Below are 22,674 nucleotides of genomic sequence, written 5' to 3' on the forward strand. Positions count from 1 at the left end.
TTTCCGAAAACAGTGAAAGGCAATCTTTCGGCATAGTTCATGTTCTTGACGTAATAGGCCAGATTCGTCAGTTCGATACGCGAGAACTCATCGGAGAAACAGTGCGCGGAAAAGTAGCCGGCAGACTGCGCCACGTAGGCATAAGCCCGTTCTATCGCGTGCAAGATGGTGCCGTCAGTGTTGTTGGGTTCGGGCGGGAAATCCTCCCACTGCCAGTCTCGATCATATAGCGGCGCCAACGCGGCGGGACGGAACCAGAACATGGTGCCCAACGGGGCGATGGGCTCAACGTCCTTTGACAGGGGGACCTGGCATCCCAAATCGTTGAGAAGTTCCACAGTGTTGTTATAGTTCAAGCCCCAACTCGTGTAGATATAGGGCGCAAAATAGTCCGCATGGTTCGGAGGCGGCGGGAACATCATCCCCAAGCGTGGCTCTTGACGGAACTTATCAATCAGATTGGCCACATATTCCCTGGTGGCAAACATGTTCTCAAAGCACTTCAACGCAAAACCGTCACCAATCGAGCCCTGGCTCAGCTGAGTGACTTTCTTATCGTGAGCAAAGCACACCAAATCGTAATCATTGATGATGTCTTTGACCCCCACCAGCAGCGCGGACACGTCGCGGCCGCGATTCTCGATGAGGCGAATAATCACGTTGTAGGGAAGGTCCTGGGTTGCTTCCCGAACTATCTGAGCCTTTTCCTCGCTGCCGACCGTGATGATGATGTCAGTGCCGGCGGGCATAGTGGACACATAGGCCAAGAGTTTGGGCAGTATATCCACGTAATAAACGTGCAAAACCATGGCGATTTTCAAATCGGGGGCGTTTTCCACACTGGGCGGGTTCACAGCGCGAGTGGGGAACACGTAGGTGAGCTTCAGATTGTTCACCAAGTTCATGAGGTTCATGGTCCTTAGCGCATTGTTCCAAATCAGGTTCACATCGTAGTCGGTGTGATCGCGCAGATATTCATAGAGGTCACGAGTGTCCTGACCGGCTGATTGCATCAAGACGTCACGGTAATCGTGAAAGAACGAACGGCGCTTAAAAATCGGACAGCGTTTTTCCTGAATGAGTTTTACCGGAGCAAACATGATGGGGGCAAAGTTATAGCCCTGCAAATCCTCAGTATTGACGTACACATCGGATTTGAAACCGAGTTGTTCAAAACGTTTCGTAAAGGGAATCTCGTGTTTCCCGACCGAATCGTCATAATCCTTGATAGTTGGCAAATCGCGCCAATAGTCCTGGAACACCTGGGCGGTAATCAGGGAACGACGATAGGCGTGGAAATGCGACTGGAGATGACGGGGGATGTAGCCTTCCGGGGTCGTGCCGAAAGGATCCATGGGGTATTCATGAAACCAGGTGATGCCCCAGAAATCTATATCTCGCTGATTCATCTCGGTAAACATTTCCGAGAAAGGATAGACCGGACCCATAATCGTGGCATTGAACATGATGACTTCATCGAACTGCGCCAAATGGTCCCACCCGGTTGTTTCCAGGGCGGTCTTATAGGCCCAAGCGTCGAGCCCTTCGTTCTCACGTACAATCAGCCGATCCGACCAGGACTCGAATTTCTCCCGACCCGCCTGATTCAGCGCTCCGTTAACCACAATGCACAGTTCGTCAAGGTTTTTCCGCATGTCCAGGACCATCGTGTCAACGTAGTCGTCGACCACCCCGTCCCGATCATAGAAAAAGAAAATCCCGAACCGCTTGGGGTTTTCCGGCATGACAGTCATGTTTCACCTTCCATAATTTGCCTGTTGCTGAGGCGAGCCCAATCCCCAGGTCACCCGGTTGCTTTCACGAAGTGCTGGCTGATTCACTAGGAAACGATGGGGGCTTCGCCCGCGGCCGCAAGGATTTCGGTAATCTTGTCAGGATTTCCCCACTCGCCCGGAGAATCATAAGGACGGTCGGGGTAAGCGCCATAGTCGAGGGTGATGTCGAGATTGTTTTCCTTAATGTAGGACTCCACACGTTCAGCGAGGGACTGCGGTTTGCCAGTGCAAACGTTGATGATGCCGTCCACAGCGTCCTGAGTGGCGGCAACGGCAATCTGACGTGCCAGTTCGTCTACGGTGATGAAGTCGTAAAGGTTCTTGCCCATAGTAAAGGGAAAGCGCTTTTGCCCGGCCTGGCCGGCTTTCAACAGTTTGGAAAAAATCGAGTCACCGCGTAAATCGTCACCGGTGATGTAGTAGGCACGGAGCCACTGCACCTGAACATCATGCTGTTTAGCCGTCAGGAAAGTGAACTGGCGCAACGCATTTTTCGCAATGCCGTAAAGCGACTCGGGGTTGCAATTAGCGGTTTCATCGATAGCGCCCTCCCAATAACCCACTTCGTGCATGGTCCCCATGGTGGCAAAGTGCTTTAAGCCGCCTTTAAAGAGGTTCTCGGTGAAATGCATATGCGCCGCGAGGTCATCGATATGGCTGGCGGAATTGTGTTTGAACCCATCGCGCCAAGCCATGTGCAAGACAATCTCGGGACGGCCAATCTCATCATAGATAGTCGGCGACCCTGAAAAAATATCCGCCTGCACCACGGTGGCCCGCGGGTCAATCCCGGAGGTGACGCGGTCTATTACGGAAACCTCATGACCGCGCTCTAACAACTTCACGACAACGTGCCGACCAATGTAACCGCCAGCACCAGTAACCAGAATCTTCTTTCCCACGCCCCAATGCTACCAGCGCCATACCCGGCTTACCCAAATAGCTCCCAGTTTCGTTAGACTAAATGTGTTGGATATTCCAGGAGGAATCTTGAGCAAAGTCGCTGTCGTAACCCGTACCCACAACCGCCCCTTGTTCCTGGCTCGTGTCTTAAAAACCGTCGCGGAACAAACGTTTTCGGATTATGTGCACCTCATCGTGAACGATGCGGGCAGTCCGGATGCTGTCAGGGCTGCCGTAGCGCAGCTGCCCGCAGCTGCGCAATCTCGGGTCGAAGTCATTAACAACGAAGTGTCTCGCGGCCGCGAGGCGGCGGTTAATCCCGGCCTTTCCCGGGCTGGCGAAATGGGCGTGACCTATGTGGCAGTGTTGGACGACGACGATAGTTGGGAACCGGATTTCCTCACGGACTGTGTTTCTTGGCTGGATAGCAAGCCGAATTACGTTGGGGTCGCTACGCGCACCACCTTGGTTTATGAGGAAATCAACCCGGAGGGTAGCGCAGTGGTTGAGCTTCGCCGCGGCCCGCTGGCTCCAGATAAACATACCGTTGCTTTGGAGGACATTCTGCAGGTCAATTGGGTGCCCCCGGTTTCTCTGCTGTTCCGCACTGAAACGTTGCCGAAACTCACGGGTTGGCGCGAAGATTTGCCGGTTTTGTCCGACTGGGATTTTTTCCTGCGCATGCTTTTGTTGGGACCGGTGGGATTCATCGACTCACCCTTGGCGAACTGGCATCACCGGGCTAACGCTGTAGGCGATGATGGCAATTCGGTTGTGGTGGCCGCACAGGATCACAATGATTTTCACGCCATTATCCGGGACCAGGCTCTGCGCGAAGCGTTGACCTGCACCGTGTCCCCGAGTACGCAACCCGATTTGAAAACTTTGGCCCAGCCGCTTTTGCTGGCACATTACGCCAAAGCTCTGCGAGAAGAAAACGAAAGTTTAACCCAGCAGCTTACGGAGCTACAGCTCCAACAGCGGGAGCGCAACGAAGAAATCGTGCGCTATTTTGATGAAAAAACGCAACGCCTGAGCGTTCAGCTCGGAGAGGTCGGCGAATCCGTTTTGCTGCTGCACGAACGGATGAACTCGATGGGTTTCAAGGCGCGGTTGCACCGTCTATTTCATCGCGGCTGAGTCTGCTCCGCAGGCCTCGATTTTATACACCGTGGCTTCGCCCAGCTGCGCGACCGGAGTGAAGCCTCTGGCCACGTCCACGTTGTGCAGGCCCGGGTAGGTAAAGTCACCTGCGGACACTCCCGTGGCATCAGCGTAATAGTGGGTGATTTGTTCCTGCCGAATAATGGCGCAGACCTTGGGGTTCGTGCCGATTTCGCGGAAGTGGTCGGCCAGGTACTTGCGGTTTGCGTCAAAGGCCGACCCGGACAGCTGCAGGTAATAGGTCGGTATGCCCGTGACGGCGTACAGGAGGCCTTCTCCGGCGGAGGGATCGCCGATGACCAGGGAGTCTTGCGGCAGCTGGAGGTTAGACATGGCAGAGAATTCTTCGCTCGACACCCACGGGGCGTGGAATTGGGAACCGGGCACGAAGGCGATGGTGGCCAGCAGTACCCGGTCAGGATAGAACCGTGGAGCTATCGGAGCGGCCGCCAGCCCAGTGAGCAGGACCATGGTGAGGGAGGCGACCCCGACACGCGCCACGAGAACTCGTGACGGCACCGCGCGGGACAGAACGACCGCGAGTTCTCCTACCGCGCCCGCCGCGAATACGGGCAGGAACACGGCAATCCCGGATCCGATACGGTCATAAGCCCCGTACCACAGGCCGGTGAGGATGCTGAGCGGCCCCAGCGACACTTTTGTGGCCGCCACCAGGACCAATATCCCGGCAACAATCGTCACCAGCCGCAGGTCGCGGCATTTTGCGGTGTACCAAACCAGGCCTAGCAAGCTGAGCAGGCCCAAGGGAAGTGGCAGCCACCAGGGGTCTTGATAGATTTGGCTCAGGCCGAGCATGGCCGCGAGCGCCCGCAAGGTCTCCAGATTGTCCCCGGCTTGGGTGGCCCGCGCCCCGATTCCCAGCCGAGCCAGGCCGAGGGGCACCACCAGTCCCCCAGCCAGGGCTGCTAAGACAACCCCCAACCACCACCACGGCTTGAGTTGGCGTTTCACGACCGCGTTCAACAGGCAGGCGAACACGGCCAGACAGAGGAAACCGAAAATGGAGGGGTGGGCATGAACGGCGGCGAAAATCACCAAAGCACCCAACAAGGTCTTGGGAAAAAATCGCTCCCATAGCCGTGAGAGGGTGACGTCTGGGGCCTCGCCCGCATGCCAACTCGCCAAAGTATCCACCGATCTCAGGACGACCCACAGAGCCGGGGGCCACCACATGACCGCCAAAATGTAAGGGTAGAGGGATTGCAAAACCCCTAGGTAGTAAGGAAAAACCAGGGGCCAGGGGCTCAGCAGGACCGCCAGGGGGACGCTGGGGTGGCGCTGGCCAAAGGCGTATTGGGCCAGCAGGGCGACTCCGAGCGGCCACGCGGTGAGAGTGAGGGCCATCAGCAGGGCGTTGGATAGGAGCGTGGGGGTGGCGTAGGGGACAAAGAGGCTCAGCAGCGTCGCCCACTGAGCCGGGTAGTACACGCCCTGACGGCCGGGATACAGCGAGTCCAAGGCCCCTTTCCAGGCGGCGCCGCCGTCCTCAGCCACAACCCGCACCGAGGAATAATGGAACATCGCATCGAAAGATTGCGAGGGAGACGCCAGTATCGGCAAGGTTTGCACGAACGGTAGCAGTTGAATAATGCCGGCCGTCACCAGAGCCAGGACCAGCGAAATCACGAACCAGATCCGCGACACAGAGGCATCGGAGGACACCGGGCGCGCCGGAATCTGCGCAATCATGGCGTGTCCTCCCCGTGGCTGGTGTCTCAGGGAATACACCCGTTTAGAGCAGATTGCGGCCACCAGGAACACCAGGAAAGGCCCGACTACCTGCAGGTTCCACGGAATATGCAGCCAGGCCAGGACCTGACCGATTACGGCCAGAATACCGGCGGTAATCGGGGCTCCCAGAGCGAGGGCTGGCAGGAGGCGGAAACGCGCAGCCAAGGCCAGGAGAAAACCGGGAAGAATCAGGATAACCGCCAGCACGGCTATACACAGCAGGAATGCCGTCATCGCGCCGATCCCGATTCTGGCGCAGGCGACTCGCCTGACGCGGGGGGCGCGGCTGTCATCGGGGCGGGCATTGAACCCACGCCAGCACGCAGCGCCCGCAGGATTGTTGCGGCGCGCTGGGCCCGGTCACGGGTCAGTCGCGGGGCAAACACCAGGTTGAAGGCCACGAATTTCGCCAGCCACACCGCGTAACCCAGCCGCCAAGTCACCGGTATCGGGGCGATGCCACGAATCAGCCAGCACGTGTTGCGCACCAGGTAGAACACTCGGAACGGCGAGTGAACATGTACGACTTGGGCGCGACCCGGAATCTTCACGACATCGTCGCCAAGTTGATGGTCAATAGTCGCGCCGGTCACCAGGACGGTGCCGCGGCCGGCCGCGTTGGCTCGGGCGGACCATTCCAAATCTACGTGGTCAATGAACATGTCCGCGTTCATCGGCCCCACGGCTCGCCAGGTTTCCACCGGAACGTACAGTCCGGAGGCAATGAGGAAAGCCGCGGGCAGTATGCCCCCGTAGGAGAGATTCGCGGATGCCGCCCGCAAGGTCGTATCCGGATAGCGGCGCGGGCCGAAGCGGGTAAAGCGGTAGGCCAGTATGTCTCGTTTACTCGCATCGGTTTCGCGTTGGTCAAAAGCCAGGCCGCCCAGCGCCCCGATGTCGCCGACCAAACGCCCGTAAGCCTCTTCGATTTGTGCCACGTAGTCGCTGGCGAACACCGAGTCGTGGTCAAAGAACAGCAATGCGGTTGCGCCGTGACGGATAGCATGGCGGGCGCCGAGGTTTTGGGCAGCCGCGATGCCGAGGTTGCGCCCGAGTTCCAACACCACTACCCCGCGTTTAGTCCAAGACTGCCAGTATTCATGCAGTTCCGCAGGGGGTTCCGGGGTGTTGTCGACTATCAACACCCGTTGGACCTGGGATTGCAGCGAGGCAATGACTGCATCGAGCCGGGTCGTATCGGGAGCATAAGCCACCCCGATTGCCCACACTCTTGAGCCAGTCTGACCCACATAACCTCCTGAAACGAAAAGGAATTACGCGCCCAAAGACGCCACGTAATCCAAAGTCGCCTGGTAGTCCGGCAGTAAGCCCTGTTCACGAGCCTCGGCTAGACTCGGCGCGGCCGTGTCCTTTTCCGAAAGAATGACTTGCAGCGGCCGGCCCGCCAAGTCACAATCCGGCCACTTCAGCGCCACCTCAGGGTCGACCGGGGAAACCCCGTGTTCGCGCCCCGGATTGTAGCCCGCGGAGCACAGGTAAACCACGGTGGAGTTGTCCTCCAGCGCTACGAAACAGTGCCCCAAGCCCTCCGAAAGGTAGATGGCCCGGCGATGTTCGCCCTCCAGCAGCACCGAATCCCACTGACCAAAGGTGGGGGAACCCACGCGAATATCGACCGCGAAATCCAACACGGCACCACGCGGACACATCACGTACTTGGCCTGGCTAGGCGGCACCTGCGCGAAATGAATCCCGCGCACCACCCCGGCTTTTGAAATGGAGCAGTTCGCCTGCACCAGGTTTAGCGGATGACCCACGACCCCGGCAAACTCGTCCATCTTGTACATTTCCATGAACGCGCCGCGCTCATCGGGGAACTGTTTGGGGGTAATCTCCCAAGCTCCGGCAATTTTTAGTTCGCGGTATTCCATCGTGTATTCCCTCCCTAGTCGGTGGCTGTTTCAGCCAACAATAGTTTAGTGGGTTTTTCCGCGCCCGCTCAGCAGCTCAGGCCGGTTAGCGGGCAAATCCACTGGCCGCCATGGTTTCGGCGTAGACCTCGTCGTATTCCGCGGCGATGGCGGTCGGCGAGTAGCGGTCCCCGACAGTTTCAGCGACTTCGCGGGGCTCCATCGTGGCGGTAGCAGCCTGCAGCTCTTGGCAAGCCTCAGCCCAAAACTTCGAGTTCTTTTCCGTCACGATGCGCACGACCGGTTCGGTATCCGCGCTAATCCACTGCAAATCGCGGGCGCCTTCACCCAAGACCAGGGGCCGACCCGTCAGGAGGGCCTGGAGGGCGGGCACGTAAAAGTTTTCCTCCTTGGTGGGGCCAATGAACAGATCCGCGGCGTTGAGGGCTTCCATCACTCCGACCTCGTTGGCGGAGACAAAACGCACGTACTCCTCCAGTTTCAGATCCTTAATCTTTTCCTGACTCCGAATCTTCGCAACCCCTTCACCGACCCAGGTCAGGGTCGCGTCCACCCCGGCGGCGCGTAAGGTTTTCACCGTGCGAATCGCCACTTCCGGCTGATGTTTCGCGTTGACCGCACCAACCGAAACCAGGCGCAACTGACCCGCCACGCGCGGGCGTGGGACAAACTCGTTATCAGCGGGAACAGGGCTTTCTACCCCCTCGAGTGGCGGCAGCGAAGGATACAGCGGGGACGGCACAATGTAGGGCACCGCGGCGGTGTAGGACGAAAATCGCCGGGAGGCAATATCCTCGAGCATTTTTACCGCCGGGGCAATCAAACCGTCCGGACGCAGCAGGATTTCCTCCACCGGCAGGATTTCCTGAGGCCAGTCCATCGGGCTGGTCAGCTGCCACGGTTCGGTATGCACCCAGGCACATGCCAGCTGTTCTTCCTCCCGCTCGGGCAACCCAAACGGAATCAAGGAACGCTGATTCATGGTGTGAATAATGTCGAAACCTGGAGCTAGGGCGTACACAATCTGAGCGGCACGTTCGAAGTCCTCCGGGGCGCGCATTGCATTGGGAAAGCCCCGCACTTCCACGTTGGCGTCCACGTAGTGACTTTCCTCACTGCCAGCCGCTTCAGAACGCAAATGCACCACCGTCACCTGGTGATTCATCCCGATAGCCTGGGCATTCATGCGCACAAACACGCCGGTGTTGGGAGATTCAATCGTGGGATATTCAGTAGTAACAATGGCAACCTTCATACTGTCCATTATGTCTCATTACTTCGGCCGGGTTGCCGGTTCGGGGTTACTCGACGGTATTGGCCTGACAAGAGCGGGTGGGGCGGACCCACGGAGCTAGCGGACGGGGAGAGCCCACTAGCGCACGTGTCCGGGGCAGGTGTCGTAGTTAACGCGATACAGGCGCTGGCCGATGAACTCGTAGTCCCCCGTATCCACCACGTTTTCCGCAATCTTCCGAAGCATGTGCTGGGGCGGGCGAAACTTTACATTCGGTTCTTTCCACATCCAGATGTAGGTGCCGTATCGCGAGCCGGCCGCAGAAGTGTCGTTGTCCGAGTAATAGTGGGTCACCCCTTTTTCCTTTAGATAGTCACAAGTTTCGGGGGAAATTTGGCCGTCATAGAGGTCTTTCGTGACTTCCAGGGCTCGCCCGGTAGGGTAGCTCATGGCGGGACGCACCACGTGGACTCCACCCAAAATCCACCAAAACGGGGTGCCAATCTGCGGAGCGCCCCAAATGACGGCATCGCGCGGCAAAGTCGGAGCCACCCGTTCGATGAACGCCTGTTCTGAGGCCGTGACCATCGTGCCGCGAACGATGACCGCCGGATCATAGGAACCGTTGATAACCGTGAGGCGTCCCCCCACGGTCCCTCCGCATCCGCCGACCAGCACCACCGCGGCAAGTGACCACGAAAACCAGCGATAGGCCTGCGGGCGCGACACCCAACGAGGCATGGCGGCGAGCCGTTCCAAACCGCGCGACAGGGCTAGTGACCCCAGGGGATAGGCACACATCAATACCAGCGGGGCAATCCGACCGGACTGCAGATACCACGGCGCCGTGAGGTAGTATCCCGGCCACACCGGCCCGGCCGCCAGCAGGAAAAACGCCGTGCTCACGACTAGCCCGCCTACCAGCCACAACAGTCGGCGCTGACGCACCAACCACACGCTTGCCACCACCGCTGCCACCGTATAAATCGAGCCACCCAGCCCGAAACCCGCAAAGAACGGGCCTTTCGGGTAATCCACCAGCAGCCGCCAGGTCATGTCCCAAGTGTGGTTATGCGGGTTGGCAAACTTCGACATGGAAACCAGGCGAGGCACCATCACCTGCCAAAACCCGCCCCCCAGCACCGCCGCAATGACCAGTGGCACGAACAGCTTTATCCCTCGGGACACCTGCCAGCCTCGCCACCAGCGCCACCCCAGCACCAGCACCGGCCCGGACATCAGCAGCACCAGATTGAACACCGACGCCGGGTGGGTGCAGCCCAGACCGGCCAGTCCCACCAGCCAACCCAGGCTCATCCACGGAGCGAGCTGGGAGGACAGCAGGCTGCGGCGGAGGTTGCCGCGGACTTTTTGCCCGAGCCGTCGTGCCGCTTGACCGGCAGAAGGGGTGTCATCGGGTATTTCTAGGGACGTCCCGGCAGTCTCGTGGCGTGGATATTTCACCGGGGTGGGACGCAAGCGATAGATGGCGACGGCGAAAATCACCATGCCCGGGGTCGCTATGAGGGAGAAGGTGTAGGGCGGGGTGGCCAGGTTCGCCATGTAGTTGGCGGTGAAGGTCGAGCTGGTGGCCGCACCCAAGGCGGTCAAAGCCGCAATGGTGCGGCTCGCGTCTCCCGCGCCTTTCCAGGACGTCAGCGCCAATAGGGCAAACAGCCCCAACAGAGCCGGCCACAGCACCAGCACGGCGGTCATCGCGCCCGCGTAAGACTGTAGCGGGGAGCCGGGCAGCAGCGCCACCAGGTTATGGAAGATATTGGGGTAATAGGCCCCGACCCCTTCGTTCATGGGAGCCAACGTGACCCAGGGGCTGGCGGAGGCAAACTCACGCGTATAGCGAATCCCGGACAGGTGAAACACCACGTCCCAGGTTTGGGGCACCCGTGTCGCCATACGGGTCGCTACCAGGTAGGGCAACGCCGATAGCACCGCGCAGCCGACGAAAACTGCCCACAGACCGCCAGAAACGACAGTTGAGGGAACCCGGGGCCAAACCGCTCGTGACACTGAACGCAGGGTCCACAGCCGACCCACCACGAAAGGCAGACAGATGAGCACCAGCAGCGGCAACGCCAGCCACGCCCGCCACGGCAGGTGCAGCCCGATGGCAATCCAAGTCGCCCCGGCCCACACTCCCAAGCTCACCGCCGGAGCGGCCACAACGCGCAAAGCCCCGTGAACCCCCAAACCCCACAGCACCGTCAGCCCCGGCGCCAGCAGGTAGACCAGGGCTACCAGCGTCGCGCCGGCCAGTACCAAAACGTCAGTCACCGTGGGTGGCTCCTTTCGAGCCAGCGTTTGGTGGGGTTTTCAGGAAAGCATCGAGGATTTCGTCAATGACTTTCGACTGGGATTGAAAAGACAGCGGGTCGGCGGCAGCGGCGGCGGCTTGCTTGTAGCTGGTGATTGCTTGGGGGGTCAGACTTTGCAGGGCAGCCACGATGCTGGGCACACTGAAATCCTCAGAAACCACCCCGAGCCCGTATTCATCGACCACGTTGACCATTTCGACTGTTGGCCCGATGGCAACGGCCAGCCGGGCTTGGACAAAGTCGAAAAGTTTATTCGGCAAGGTCAAGCGGGCGTTCGTGTGCGTGGGGGGAATCCAGAAAACGCCTACATCATAAGCGTTGAGGGTGGCCGGCAGTTCAAAGGGCTTCACCGGGTCATGGAAGCGAATCCGCGGGTTGCCCCCCGCGACTTCGCGCAGTTTTGCCAGGTAAGCGCCCCCGTCCCCAGCGGGAATCAGGTACAAATCCAGGGTGAAACGCGAACCGGCTTGAATGGTGGCCTCAATCATGGCTTCAATATTGCGCCCGAATACCGCCCCGCCGGAATGCACCAGGCGGATGACTCCGTCAGGTACGGGCGTGGGTTGCAAATCCGCGTAGGGAGCCGCGTTCATCAACAGGCGGGGTCGCACCCCGTACTGGCTCTCATAAAGTTTGGCGATTTCGGTTCCGACCGTGGTCGCGGCGGCAGTTTGGGGCAAATATTTCCGACAAATGTGTTCCATCAGGGGTTTGACCAAGATTCGCCACGAGGCAATATGGGTGCGTTCCCCGGGAGCCCATTCATGCAGGTCAGCCCACACTGGAGCCTGGTTACGTCGGGCGATTGCGAAGGCTAAAGGCAGGGCTCTTGCGTCGTTGGCGACGATGGCGTCAAAAGTCCGGTCTGATAAAGCCCGTAGCGCGTACCGGTTTCCCGGTGCCGCCAGTTCTGCCTGGTTATGCAGGTGCAGAGCCAGGCGCAAAACCCCCAGAGGGGTTTGCGGCAAAGATTTTGCCCAGTCGGGCACTTGGATATGTTCGCTAACATAGTCGGGCTTTGGCCCGTAGCCCAAGCTGGTGACGTGACCGTGTTTGGCAACCACGCTAATCTCGCGCAGTACTCGCGCGTCACTTTCAATGTTTGAGAAAGAAATCACCAGGATTCTAGGGTCATTGGGCATGGTCACATCATACCGCCCGTAGGAAAAAACAGCGCTGGTATTATCGTTTCAACAAGAGGAGTCAACGTGAGCAAATCCAGTGAGGATTATCTGCGGGTCTTACACCTGGGTGACCCGGCGCATACCGCCACCCTGCTGGCTCGCGCCGCGAATGAGACTGGGCGAGACTGGCGGGTGCTACCACTGGCGCAAAGCCCACAGGCAGCGAACCCGGTTGCGCAAACGTTGGGTCGAGCCTGGCGCGGAGCCTGGTGGGAGGCACGTTTCTGGGGTGCGAAGTTGGCTCGTCCCCGTGTACATCTGCATTCGGCGATGGCACTGCCCCACGTGGGTTGGGCTTTGGGGGATTACGTGTTGCATCTGCACGGCACGGATATTCGCACACGTCGCTACGAACCTGCCTATACCAACCGGATTCATGACGCGGTAGCCCACGCCCGCCAAGTGTTTTATTCTACTCCTGACCTGCGTGAACATCTCACAGATTGGCGGCCGGAAGCGCGGCTGATCCCGGTGCCGGTGGACCTGGATTGCCCGGCCGCAATTAATCCTTATCGTGGTGAAGCACGCTCCACTGGTTCCTATGTTTTCTTTGTTTCCCGGTGGGAAGCCGTGAAGGGGGGAAACACCCAGGTAGAGGCCGCTAAGTGTCTGCGTGCACGGCTACCCCAGTCAGTTACGCTGGTCGGTTTGCAATGGGGAGACTCGCAGCTGATAGGTGCAGCCCGCCAGGCGGGAGTCTGCCTGATTCCAAAACTACCGGGAGCGCAATACCGCCAGGTTATCCGGGACGCGGCGGCCTGTGTCGGGCAAACCGCCGGGATTCTCAGCGCCTCTGAACTAGAAGCGCTGGCGGAGGACGTGCCGCTCATCGCCCCGTTGAATCCGTCTTGGTATGACGCCTCGCACCCGTCACTGGTTGACGTTCCTGTCTGGGGCGGAACCGCCTTGAATCCCATGGACAGCGAGAACATAGCGAAACTCACGCTAGCGGCGCTGCAGACTCCGGTCTCGCAGCGCCCACTGACCCGTGACTGGGTGCAGCGCTTCCACTCACCCACTGCTGCTCTCACCGGGGTTCTGGAAGGGTATCGCGCCGCAGGCTGGTAACGCGAGCTTTAGGCGTCGGTCGCCAGTTTCGCGTTGGCAAAAGCCGCGGTCGCGTCGCTGTCTGCACTGGCGCCGCCACCGACTCGCAGGTAGCGTGCGGCGGGGAAACGCGAGGGCGTGAGGATACCACGGCCGTCAAAAACCGCTTTTGCTCCAGGCAAGTCCATCGCGGACAGTTCCCGATATTCAGCGTGGTCAGCCTGGAGAATGGCGGCCTCGACCGGCTCGCCCAGGTGGTAGGGCTCCCAGCCAAACCCGCGCAACTCCTCGTCACTGAACATCGGGTCGTGTACCACCACGTGTGCCCCACGCTGCGAAAGCTCCGCGACAGTAGCAAACACGCCGGAAAACGCGGTTTCTTTCACACCGCCGCGATAGGCCGCGCCCAGCACCACCACGGTAGCTCCCGAAAGCGCCGTACCCCGCTCTTCCAGGGCTTGTGAGAGACGTTCCACCACGTAACCCGGCATTTCCGAGTTGGCCACCCGGGCAGAACGCACCACCGTTGCGTCAGGGTCGGTCGAGAGGTAGAGCCGGGGATAGACCGGAATGCAGTGCCCGCCCACGGCGATACCGGGACGGTGAATGTGGGAATACGGCTGAGAGTTACAGGCGTTGATGACCTTCATCACGTCAATCCCGGCGCTATCGGCGAAACGCGCGAACTGGTTGGCCAGCCCGATGTTGACATCCCGGTAGGTGGTTTCGGCCAGTTTCGCCATTTCGGCTGCTTCGGCGCTGCCCATATCCCACACGCCGTTCGGTTGGGGCAGGTCGGGGCGCTGGTCAAAATCCAACACCGCGCGATAGAACTCAATACCGCGCCGGGTGCCTTCCACGCTCAGCCCCCCCACGAGTTTCGGGTAACGGCGCAGGTCAGCGTACACCCGTCCGGTGAGAACCCGCTCTGGGGAAAACACCATCCAAAAGTCCTGGCTCTCGCGCAGACCCGAGAGTTTTTCAAGCATCGGCTGGAAACGGTGACGAGTCGTGCCCACCGGAAGGGTCGTTTCGTAACTGACCAACGTGCCGGCGGTGAGGTTTTCTCCGACCGAGGTCGTGGCGGCATCCATAATTGTCAGGTCTGGCTCCCAGGTCTGGTCGTTGACGAACAGCGGCACTACGATGACTACCGCGTCAGCTCCGGGAATCGCATCGGCATAGTCCGTGGTGGCGTGCAGCTGTCCAGCCGGAACCAGCTTCGCCAGGTATTCGCCCAGGTGGGCTTCCCCGGGAAACGGCTCCACCCCGCTGTTGATGGCCTCAACCGTGTGCGGATTGATGTCTACCCCCACAACCTGATGACCCTTTGCAGCGTATTGGGTCGCCAGCGGCAGGCCTATCTTTCCCATTCCCACAACAGCGATTTTCACGGCGTTTCCTTTCTTTCGCGGCACTTACGTGATATCTGTGCGGCATCGCAGCGCGGACTTCGCACCATCTGTCCACGGTTGATTCTACGCTAGACTGACACCATGAGTGCTGAGCTTCCCGCATCCCCAGCCGGGTCAAACCCGGAAAAGCCGGGGAACCCTGGGGAACACGAGGCTCCGACCGCACCGCCCTCGACCGCAGACACCCCCGGACTGCGGTCTTGGCTCGGCCGCCACCGAGTCCTCACCGATGTGCTGACTATGCTGGGCGGCACCGGCGGGGCTCAGCTGATTACCTTGCTGGGTTACCTGGTTTTGGCCAGGATTTATACCGACAGCGATTTCGGCGTGCTTTCCATCATTGTTTCTATCGGTTCAATCGGCGCGGTGCTCGCGGCGGGACGCTACGATCCGGCCATCATGCTGCCAGATACTGACCGGGAAGCGAAACAGGTCGTGCGCCTGTCGGTGACGATTAACGTGATTTTTTCTGTCATTTTCCTGTCCGGGTGCGTGGTGGCGACCTTTGCGCTGAGCCATGTCTGGCCACAGGTCGCCCCGCTGTTGATTTTTGCCGCCCTGTATGTCACGGTTACTTCCTTGAGTTCCATTTGGACGTTTTGGTTGAATCGGCTGGGGGAATATCGCCAAATTTCAGCCAATCGTCTGTTTAGCGCCGTGGCGCAGGTCGGGTTACAGATTGGGGCTTGGCTGGTTGGTTTGGGTGGGGCCGTCGGGCTCATTGGCGGGCGGATTTTGGGTGTCCTGGCGGCGACCATCACCTTAGGTTATCGGGCGCGAAGCAGCCGGGTGGAGGTGGACAAGACCCAGGGGGCGAGACGGCGAACCTTGCGCCGATACCGGAAGATGCCCCTGTTGAACGGGCCGTCCGCTATTGCGGACGCGGTGCGGGTAAACGGCATAAATCTGATGATTGCGGCGATTTTTTCCACCGCCATGCTGGGGCAGTTTTCTTTCGCGTGGCTCATCGTGCAGGCTCCGGTCGCCCTGATTAACGGCGCGGTGTCGCAAGTGTATTTCCGTGAGCTGACCAATACTCCACGCGGTCAATTACGGGCGATGGCCGCCAGCGTCACGAAACGCGGCGCTTTGGCGGGTCTGGTGCCGTTTGCGGCTTTGGCGGCGCTGTCCCCGTGGCTGATTCCGCTGATTTTCGGGGCACGCTGGGAGATGGCGGGGCTGATTGTGACGATTTTATGTCCGTGGCTCTACATGAACTTGGTGACATCCCCGGTTTCCAACATTTTTGTGGTCACCGAAACGCAGCAGGTTTCCCTAGGGTTTTCCCTCGTGTTTGCTGCGGTTCCCCTCGGGTTGCTGGGGCTGGCAGGCTGGCTCGGCTGGGGAATCCTCACCACCTGCGGGGTTTTGAGCGCCGCCATGACCGTCATGCTGGTCGTATTCATCGGGCTCGCCCTGCACGTCGCTGCCCGCTTCGACATGGTAGCAGCCTAGTTGTTCTTACTAATCCACACCTGTTTAATTCTCATAGTTATCTATTTGCACTAGAGCAAAATAAATTGCTGGAATCAACATCATGGCATACCCAAGCAACAGTTGGAGCGGCTCAACCAAAAAAGAATTCCTGGACCAAATAAAACCTGCTAGTACAACAACGATAACCACTGTTAGATACAGTAGTTTTTGAAGTCTACTAAATCGCGTCTTTAAGCAACAAAGCACACTAGCGAGTACCATTATTACCCAAAGAACCGAGCCTCCAACTAACATTATCCAGTCAATCACTGTTGATTCAGCTCTCGCGAAGTGAGGAGAATAAATGACCTGTTGATACCAGGCTAACCACGAAAGTAGCACTCCTGACATTACGACAAGGATTGATGCAACGATTAATCTGGAAATGTTTTTCATGAGACTTGATACTAACTACCGAGGGGATAAAAATCTACAGTTCGGCGTACCTTATGTATTTTGAGCGCCGCCATGACCGTCATGCTGGTCGCATTCATCGGGCTTGCCCAGCATCCGCGCGACCTCGTTTATTACAAACGAGGCCACTATCAGTGCGGTTCCTAAAGGCATTAAAAACCAAGAGCTAATCGAGCTGAGGAACTCCATGAACAGGTATACGCCGTCAATAGGACGCTCTTCTGCCACAAAGCCGGGCGTGAACTGGGGTTGAACAAATCGCATCACCACCGCAAGGACGACGACAACAATACCCGCCACCAAATACTTTCGCGCCCTGTATTCCATGACTCCCCCTTAGCTTCGGTCAGTAACACCGCAGATGAACTCCGCGACTTCATCGTCACGGCGCCTTAAAGTTAGCATTTGGGCAGTGGGCTGTCTAGGCTCTTTTTACAGACTAGATTCAGCCCTGGGCTGCGTGTTCGACCAGGATTTTTACGGCTTCATGCGCTGCGGTACCAGTTCCGTAGGGGGTGGCGGCGGTCGGCTCAGGCAGAGGCCGGGTCGCCGCCTGGACCAGCGTGGATGGTTCAGCCAGCTGGTTCCAGCCCAGCTCCACGGTTTCCACCCACTCGGTTTGGGGACGCACCGTGGTGGCAGGGACCCGTAGCAAAAATGCTTCCTTTTGCAGCCCCCCGGAATCCGTGACGATGTGGCGAGCCTGCTGCGCCGCCGCCACCAGCTGCGGATATGCCAGCGGTTCGTGCAGGTGAACGGCTCCGCGCGCCAGGTTCACGCCCGCCGCCTCCGCTTTGGCGCGCAAGCGCGGATGGGCTAGCAGCACGACGGGGAACGGCAGGTCCGCGAGAGCCGCCACCACGGCCTCGAGACGGCTCGGTTCGTCGGTGTTTTCGGCTCGGTGAATGGTGGCTAGGGCGTATTGGGAGGGTGCCAATCCGAGTTCGGCGGGGATAGGGTTCGCAATCTGCCCGGATTGAACCCGGTCGCGAATCGTGAACAGTACGTCAGTCATCACGTCTCCGACCAGGACCGAGCGGTCCTCTAGGCCTTCATCTGCCAGGTGGCGCATCGCGACCTGGGTGGGTGCCAGCAGCAAATCCGCGGCGTGGTCGGTGAGCACACGGTTGATTTCTTCGGGCATATCCCGGTTAAAGGAACGCAGCCCGGCCTCCAGGTGCGCGACCCGCTGGTGAACCTTCACCGCCGCGAGCGCCCCGGCCAGCGTCGAGTTTGTGTCCCCATAAACCAGCACCCAGTCCGGCTGCGCCTCACCAATGACCGGTTCCAGCTCAGCCAGCATCCGCCCGGTTTGCACCCCGTGACTGGCGCTACCCACGTTGAGATGTACGTCGGGACGCGGAATCTCCAGGTCTTGAAAGAACACTTCGGACAACATCGGGTCGTAGTGCTGACCAGTATGGACAATGACATGTTCCACCGACGCCTCGGCACATGCCTTCGCAATCGGCGCCAGTTTCACAAACTGGGGGCGCGCCCCCACAATCGACATGATTAACACGACTCTAACTTACCAAGCCTGGGGCATCTGTACCTAGGCGCGAAGCAAGCGAACCCGGGAAACACCGCACAAAACTAGTGACGTATCCGCGCCAATACCACCCGAGCCGCGTTCTGGCCGGTCAAACGCAACGAACGGTGCTCTTCCACCCACTTTCGCGTCTCACCGGTGCGCAATCGCCCCTCTAAAACGCTGGTCAGAGCCATTTTCAGGACTTCGCGGTCGTAAGGCAGAGCCAAACCTAACCGGTTTTTGGTGATATCCGCGCCGGCTGGGCCCGCACCCACGTAAATGACCGGAGTTCCGCAAGCCAGCCCCGCCAATACCTTGGTCGGGTAGGCGAAATCGTAGCCCAGCCCAGGTTTGATACTGACCAGGCAAGCCCGCGCCTGACGCTGCCAGGCCGCGGCCTCAACCGGAGACACCTGGTCAAACAGGATTCGCCCCGGCTCCAAGCGCTGGGCAATATCGCGCATCGCCGCGAAAGAACTGCCCTGCCCCAAGAACAGTAGGCGAGCGCGGGGAAACTTCGGGGCAACTTCGGCAAACGCCTCGGCAAAAATTTCCGCCCCCTGCCATTCCGAAGCCGTCCCGGCATAAACCAACCAATCCGTCTGTGCGACCTCATCGACGCTCAACCCCGCCACCGGCTGCGGGGTGGGACCGAGCGCGGTGAACACCTCGGTATCTATCCCGTTTTCTACCACCGCCACCCGCCGGGCTCCCAGCTCCTGACAACGGGATGCCACCTTGTCAGACACGGCAATGACCGTGGCGGCTCCACGCAGCGCGAAACGTTCCACCGCCCGCAACGCCCGCACCACCCAGGCAGGTGCGCTCGTCTGGGCCGCATCTGACCAAATATCGGCGGCGTAATACACGTAAGGACGGCGTTTCCAAGCTGCCAAAACGCGCAGCATCGCCCCCGTAGTCGGCGGCGGCTCGCTGACATAGACCCTGGGGCTCGGGGCGAACAGGAGCCGGAAAAACGCGGGAATGTCAAAGCTCATATAGGGCAGGTAGCCGCGAATGTAACCGGTTTCGTCACGTTTGGCCTGAACTCGTTGGATGTGCAAAAGGTTCCCCGCGCCGGTTTGCGTCTCGACTTGCGCCCGCGCGTCGCGCTCAGTGCCGGGAGCGGGAATCGTGGTCAGGACATTGACAGCAGCCCGGTGTTCCAGCAGGGCTTTCACCAGGGCTTCGAGCCGGAACGAAGCCGCGGCCGGCTCCGGGGCGAAAATCCGGGAAACCACGGTGACATCAGGACGTGCGCGCATAGTTCCATTCTTTCCAAGTTTTTCCGGTCACGAGGACGGATTGGCTGCGTTTTTCGGTTTGTCGAAGTGTGGCATTAAGGTGCCTATTGTTACGTCAGTCTGCCAGGCTCGGCGCAGCCAAGCGGTTTTGCGGGTCTGATGACGGACAGGTGCCGGCGTCGCGGCGGGTGGTCAGGAGCCCTACAGGTCGACCGTTTGTCCCGTGTCTCGCGACTGAACCATCGCTTCTAACACCCTGAGAGTCTGCAGCGCGTCCGTGAGCGGCACGATTCGGCTAGCATCCCCGTTCAGGGCGGCCACAAAGATCTCGTGCTCCACCCGCAGCGGTTCGCGCTGGTTCAAGGCGTACTGGGTGACTTCTCCAACGCTCACCCCGCGAACGTTCGCCACCTGATCCCATTCCACAGCTTTGGTGCCATTTTCATAGAACGTCAAAGTGGAGTTCATTGTGTCCGCAACCAGCGCACCCTTTTCACCGGTGACGGTGGTCAGGCGCTCCTTGAAAGGACTGAACCAGTTGACGATGTGGTTCACCAGCACCCCGTTTTCCAGCACCCCGGTGGCGAACAGCAAATCTTCATGTTCGCGCCCGGATTTGCGAGCCGTCCGGGCGGACACGGATTGGTAGCGCGAACCCGCAATCCACGCGGTCAAATCCACGTCATGAGTCGCCAGGTCCTTAATGACCCCCACGTCAGAAATTCGAGCCGGGAACGGGCCTTGGCGCCGCGTAGCAATCTGGAACACCTCCCCGAGCTCGCCGGCGGCAACCCGCTTTTGTAGCTCGATCAAGGCCGGGTTGCAGCGTTCTACGTAACCGGCGGCACCGACCAGGTTGGCCCGCTGGAAAGCGCTCACGATTTGCTCGCCTTCCGCAACCGTGCGAGCCAGGGGCTTTTCGATGAGAGCCGGAACACCCGCGGCGGCCAGCTGCAGCGCCACTTCCAGGTGAAAAGCCGTGGGCACCGCCACGACCGCGGCTTCAATATCGGCCTCAATCAGGGCTGACACGTCAGGAAGCACCTCCAGCTCCCCCGCCACCCCGAACTTGTCACCGGCCGGATCCGCTACGGCGACGAGGGTTTCGCCGGGGGTTTCGCGGACGTTGCGGACGTGGTGGCGACCCATTGATCCAATACCGATTACTCCAACACGTATTTCTTTCATGACTTTCCTATCTGCTTTGAGTTCCGGCTAAAACGGTCCCCCGGAGCGTTTCTAAACGCCTCCACACCACCACGCGGCGCCCCCATTAACGGATCGGCGCCACACCGTTGTCTAAGCACCGGCTTTGGCCAGGGCGTTGACGGCAGTCACGATACGCTCCAAGTCTTCCTGATCCAGGGAAGGATGCACCGGCAGAGACACGACTTCACGAGCGGCCGCTTCGGTCTGGGGCAGGTCCAAGCCCGGCGCGAAGTGGCACAAAGACGGCAGCCGGTGATTAGGAATCGGGTAGTACACACCCGAACCAATCTGGTATTCCTCGCGCAGCGCCTGGACAAACCCATCGCGGTCGGCCGTGACCCGAATCGTGTATTGGTGGAACACGTGGGAGGCTTGCGGAGCAATGGTCGGGACGGCGACTCCCTGCAGGTTCGCGCTCAGGAAAGCAGCGTTTTCCTGGCGTTTCGCGGTCCAGCCCGCGACCTTTTTCAGCTGCTCACGCCCGATTGCGGCGTGAATATTCGTCATGCGCAGGTTAAAGCCGATGACTTCGTTTTGGTACTGCTTTTCCATGCCCTGATTGCGGTACAGGCGGCACTTGCGGGCATGCTCGGGGGTTTCGGAAGTAATCATCCCGCCTTCGCCGGAGGTCATATTCTTGGTTGGGTACAGCGAGAATGCCCCAAAGGTCCCAAATGTTCCAACCGGCTGGCCGTTCCAAGTCGCTCCGTGAGCCTGGCAGGCATCCTCGAAAATCATCAGGTCGTGTTCGTGCGCAATCCGACCCAGCTCGGTCATATTCGCCGGGTGTCCATAGAGGTGGACCGGCAAAATCGCCTTTGTGTTCGGCGTGATAGCCGCCTCAACTGCGCCGGGATCGAGGCAGAAATGCTCCGCCTCAATGTCAGCAAACACGGGCTTTGCCCCGGTCAGCGCCACCGAATTCGCCGTGGCAGCAAAGGTAAATGACGGCACGATGACTTCGTCGCCCGCCCCGATCCCAGCCGCCAGCAGACCGCACAGTAGGGCGGAAGTGCCGGCGTTGACCGCCACGGTTTCCCTCCCCGCCCCCAGCTGGGCGCCGAAAACTTGTTCGAACTCAGCCACTACGCTACCCTGAGCCAACATTCCGGTGCGCAGTACCGCATCCACTGCTTCGCGTTCTTCCGCGCCGATAATCGGCTTGGCTGCGGGGATGAATTCTTTACTCATATTGTCTCCTTGCTTGTGTACTCTCTAAAGCCTCAGGCTTCGTCCAAAGTCAGCGTTCCGTCAGTTTCGGTATAGGTCTGTCCAGTCACGGGACACCGCCAGCACCCAGCTTTGCCTTCCACCGCTTCGAGGCGCACCCCGGCGCGCCCTACCCACCCAATCTGGCGAGCCGGAACGCCAACCACCAGGGCGTAATCGGGAACGTCACGGCTGACCACCGCGCCGGAACCGACTGTGGCCCACCGCCCCACGGTCACCGGGGCGATGCACACTGCCCGAGCCCCGATGGCGCAGCCATGGCGCAATGTCACCCCCACGGCTTCCCAATCAGTTGCGGATTTCAAGGTGCCGTCCGGGTTGATGGCCCGCGGCCACTGGTCATTGGTCAAGACCGCGGCCGGACCGACAAACACGCCGTCTTCCAGCACCGCCGGTTCATAAACCAGGGCATAGTTTTGAATTTTGCAATTCGCGCCGACTTTCACGCCGGCATCGATGTAGGCCCCGCGTCCCACGATGCAGTTTTCTCCCAACACCGCATCTTCGCGGACTTGGGCGTAATCCCAAATCGAGCAGCCGCCACCGATTGCAGCCGACGGCGCAATTTGGGCGGTTTCAACGATACGACCCATAGCTGCCTTTCTGACCAAATCAAACTCCTCCATCTTATCCCAACGGAGCCTGGCAGAACCTGGTGGAAAGCGGGCGGGCCAAACAATATCCGAATTTGGTAATCGAAATCTGCGATTAAATCGGGGTACGTGACTATATAGACCAGCAACCCCGATTTAAACGCAAATTAGAATCGCTCAGCAACGAACACCCCCGATGCCAAGGACTCCTACCCCGCAAAGCATCCGGGGCACAAAACACGGGGGCTCGGGAA

General features: G+C 59.6%; 18 protein-coding genes. 3 read left to right on the forward strand and 15 right to left on the reverse strand.

Going from position 1 to position 22,674, the window contains the following annotated elements; genetic code table 11:
• Together SPI05_RS02375 and SPI05_RS02380 are read right to left on the reverse strand one after the other, a co-directional pair.
• The coding region (locus SPI05_RS02375) for a rhamnan synthesis F family protein (protein WP_321075794.1) at positions 1–1,754 on the reverse strand (1,754 nt) is incomplete at its 3' end.
• Between the two features lie 86 nt (positions 1,755–1,840).
• Positions 1,841–2,698: an NAD-dependent epimerase/dehydratase family protein gene (locus SPI05_RS02380; protein WP_321075796.1), complete on the reverse strand. Its 858-nt coding sequence runs from the start codon at positions 2,696–2,698 to the stop codon at positions 1,841–1,843.
• Positions 2,699–2,786: 88 nt separating this feature from the next.
• Here SPI05_RS02380 and SPI05_RS02385 point away from each other — a divergent pair, with 88 nt between their 5' ends.
• Complete coding sequence (locus SPI05_RS02385) at positions 2,787–3,839, forward strand: glycosyltransferase family A protein (protein WP_321075798.1); 1,053 nt, start codon at positions 2,787–2,789, stop codon at positions 3,837–3,839.
• Here SPI05_RS02385 and SPI05_RS02390 read toward each other — a convergent pair.
• From SPI05_RS02390 to SPI05_RS02415, 6 genes are all read right to left on the reverse strand, one after another.
• Positions 3,822–5,849, reverse strand: coding sequence for a DUF6541 family protein (locus SPI05_RS02390; RefSeq protein WP_321075799.1), 2,028 nt, complete (start codon positions 5,847–5,849; stop codon positions 3,822–3,824). The two genes, SPI05_RS02385 and SPI05_RS02390, sit on opposite strands and share 18 nt — an antisense overlap.
• Positions 5,846–6,865: a glycosyltransferase family 2 protein gene (locus SPI05_RS02395; protein WP_321075801.1), complete on the reverse strand. Its 1,020-nt coding sequence runs from the start codon at positions 6,863–6,865 to the stop codon at positions 5,846–5,848. The genes SPI05_RS02390 and SPI05_RS02395 overlap by 4 nt, the downstream gene beginning before the upstream one ends.
• Before the next feature lie 24 nt (positions 6,866–6,889).
• Entirely contained in the window at positions 6,890–7,507 is a 618-nt protein-coding gene (locus SPI05_RS02400; RefSeq protein WP_321075803.1) for a dTDP-4-dehydrorhamnose 3,5-epimerase, read from the reverse strand.
• 85 nt (positions 7,508–7,592) lie between these two features.
• On the reverse strand, positions 7,593–8,771 hold the full coding sequence (locus SPI05_RS02405) for a glycosyltransferase (protein WP_321075805.1): 1,179 nt from the start codon (positions 8,769–8,771) through the stop codon (positions 7,593–7,595).
• Positions 8,772–8,879: 108 nt separating this feature from the next.
• A complete protein-coding gene (locus tag SPI05_RS02410; protein WP_321075806.1) occupies positions 8,880–11,033 on the reverse strand; it encodes a DUF6541 family protein in 2,154 nt (717 codons plus the stop codon).
• A complete protein-coding gene (locus SPI05_RS02415) occupies positions 11,026–12,216 on the reverse strand; it encodes a hypothetical protein (protein WP_321075808.1) in 1,191 nt (396 codons plus the stop codon). The genes SPI05_RS02410 and SPI05_RS02415 overlap by 8 nt, the downstream gene beginning before the upstream one ends.
• Positions 12,217–12,282: 66 nt before the next feature.
• Between SPI05_RS02415 and SPI05_RS02420 the strand changes: the two genes are divergently transcribed.
• Positions 12,283–13,326: a hypothetical protein gene (locus tag SPI05_RS02420; RefSeq protein WP_321075810.1), complete on the forward strand. Its 1,044-nt coding sequence runs from the start codon at positions 12,283–12,285 to the stop codon at positions 13,324–13,326.
• 8 nt (positions 13,327–13,334) lie between these two features.
• Here the strand turns inward: SPI05_RS02420 and SPI05_RS02425 are convergent, their stop codons facing one another.
• On the reverse strand, positions 13,335–14,699 hold the full coding sequence (locus SPI05_RS02425; RefSeq protein ID WP_321075811.1) for a nucleotide sugar dehydrogenase: 1,365 nt from the start codon (positions 14,697–14,699) through the stop codon (positions 13,335–13,337).
• Between the two features lie 102 nt (positions 14,700–14,801).
• On the opposite strand from SPI05_RS02425, the gene SPI05_RS02430 reads away from it, so the two are divergent.
• Positions 14,802–16,175, forward strand: a complete 1,374-nt coding sequence (locus SPI05_RS02430; protein ID WP_321075813.1) for a lipopolysaccharide biosynthesis protein — start codon at positions 14,802–14,804, stop codon at positions 16,173–16,175.
• Positions 16,176–16,643: 468 nt separating this feature from the next.
• On the opposite strand, the gene SPI05_RS02435 is transcribed toward SPI05_RS02430, so the two are convergent.
• The 6 genes from SPI05_RS02435 to SPI05_RS02460 all read right to left on the reverse strand — a co-directional run bounded on the left by SPI05_RS02435 (position 16,644) and on the right by SPI05_RS02460 (position 22,453).
• Positions 16,644–16,937, reverse strand: coding sequence for a hypothetical protein (locus SPI05_RS02435; RefSeq protein WP_321075815.1), 294 nt, complete (start codon positions 16,935–16,937; stop codon positions 16,644–16,646).
• Positions 16,938–17,055: 118 nt separating this feature from the next.
• Positions 17,056–18,132, reverse strand: coding sequence for a non-hydrolyzing UDP-N-acetylglucosamine 2-epimerase (gene wecB / locus SPI05_RS02440; protein ID WP_321075816.1), 1,077 nt, complete (start codon positions 18,130–18,132; stop codon positions 17,056–17,058).
• Between the two features lie 74 nt (positions 18,133–18,206).
• Positions 18,207–19,409, reverse strand: a complete 1,203-nt coding sequence (locus SPI05_RS02445) for a glycosyltransferase (RefSeq protein ID WP_321075818.1) — start codon at positions 19,407–19,409, stop codon at positions 18,207–18,209.
• A gap of 180 nt (positions 19,410–19,589) precedes the next feature.
• The gene (locus SPI05_RS02450; RefSeq protein WP_321075821.1) at positions 19,590–20,576 is read right to left on the reverse strand and encodes a Gfo/Idh/MocA family oxidoreductase; all 987 of its coding nucleotides are present in this window, start codon (positions 20,574–20,576) and stop codon (positions 19,590–19,592) included.
• A 111-nt stretch (positions 20,577–20,687) separates the two neighbouring features.
• Complete coding sequence (locus SPI05_RS02455) at positions 20,688–21,788, reverse strand: DegT/DnrJ/EryC1/StrS family aminotransferase (RefSeq protein WP_321075823.1); 1,101 nt, start codon at positions 21,786–21,788, stop codon at positions 20,688–20,690.
• Positions 21,789–21,820: 32 nt separating this feature from the next.
• Positions 21,821–22,453, reverse strand: a complete 633-nt coding sequence (locus tag SPI05_RS02460) for an acyltransferase (RefSeq protein WP_321075825.1) — start codon at positions 22,451–22,453, stop codon at positions 21,821–21,823.
• Between the last annotated feature and the right edge of the window lie 221 nt (positions 22,454–22,674).

The organism is Mobiluncus sp. (assembly GCF_034180645.1).
Classification (GTDB): Bacteria; Actinomycetota; Actinomycetes; order Actinomycetales; family Actinomycetaceae; genus Mobiluncus.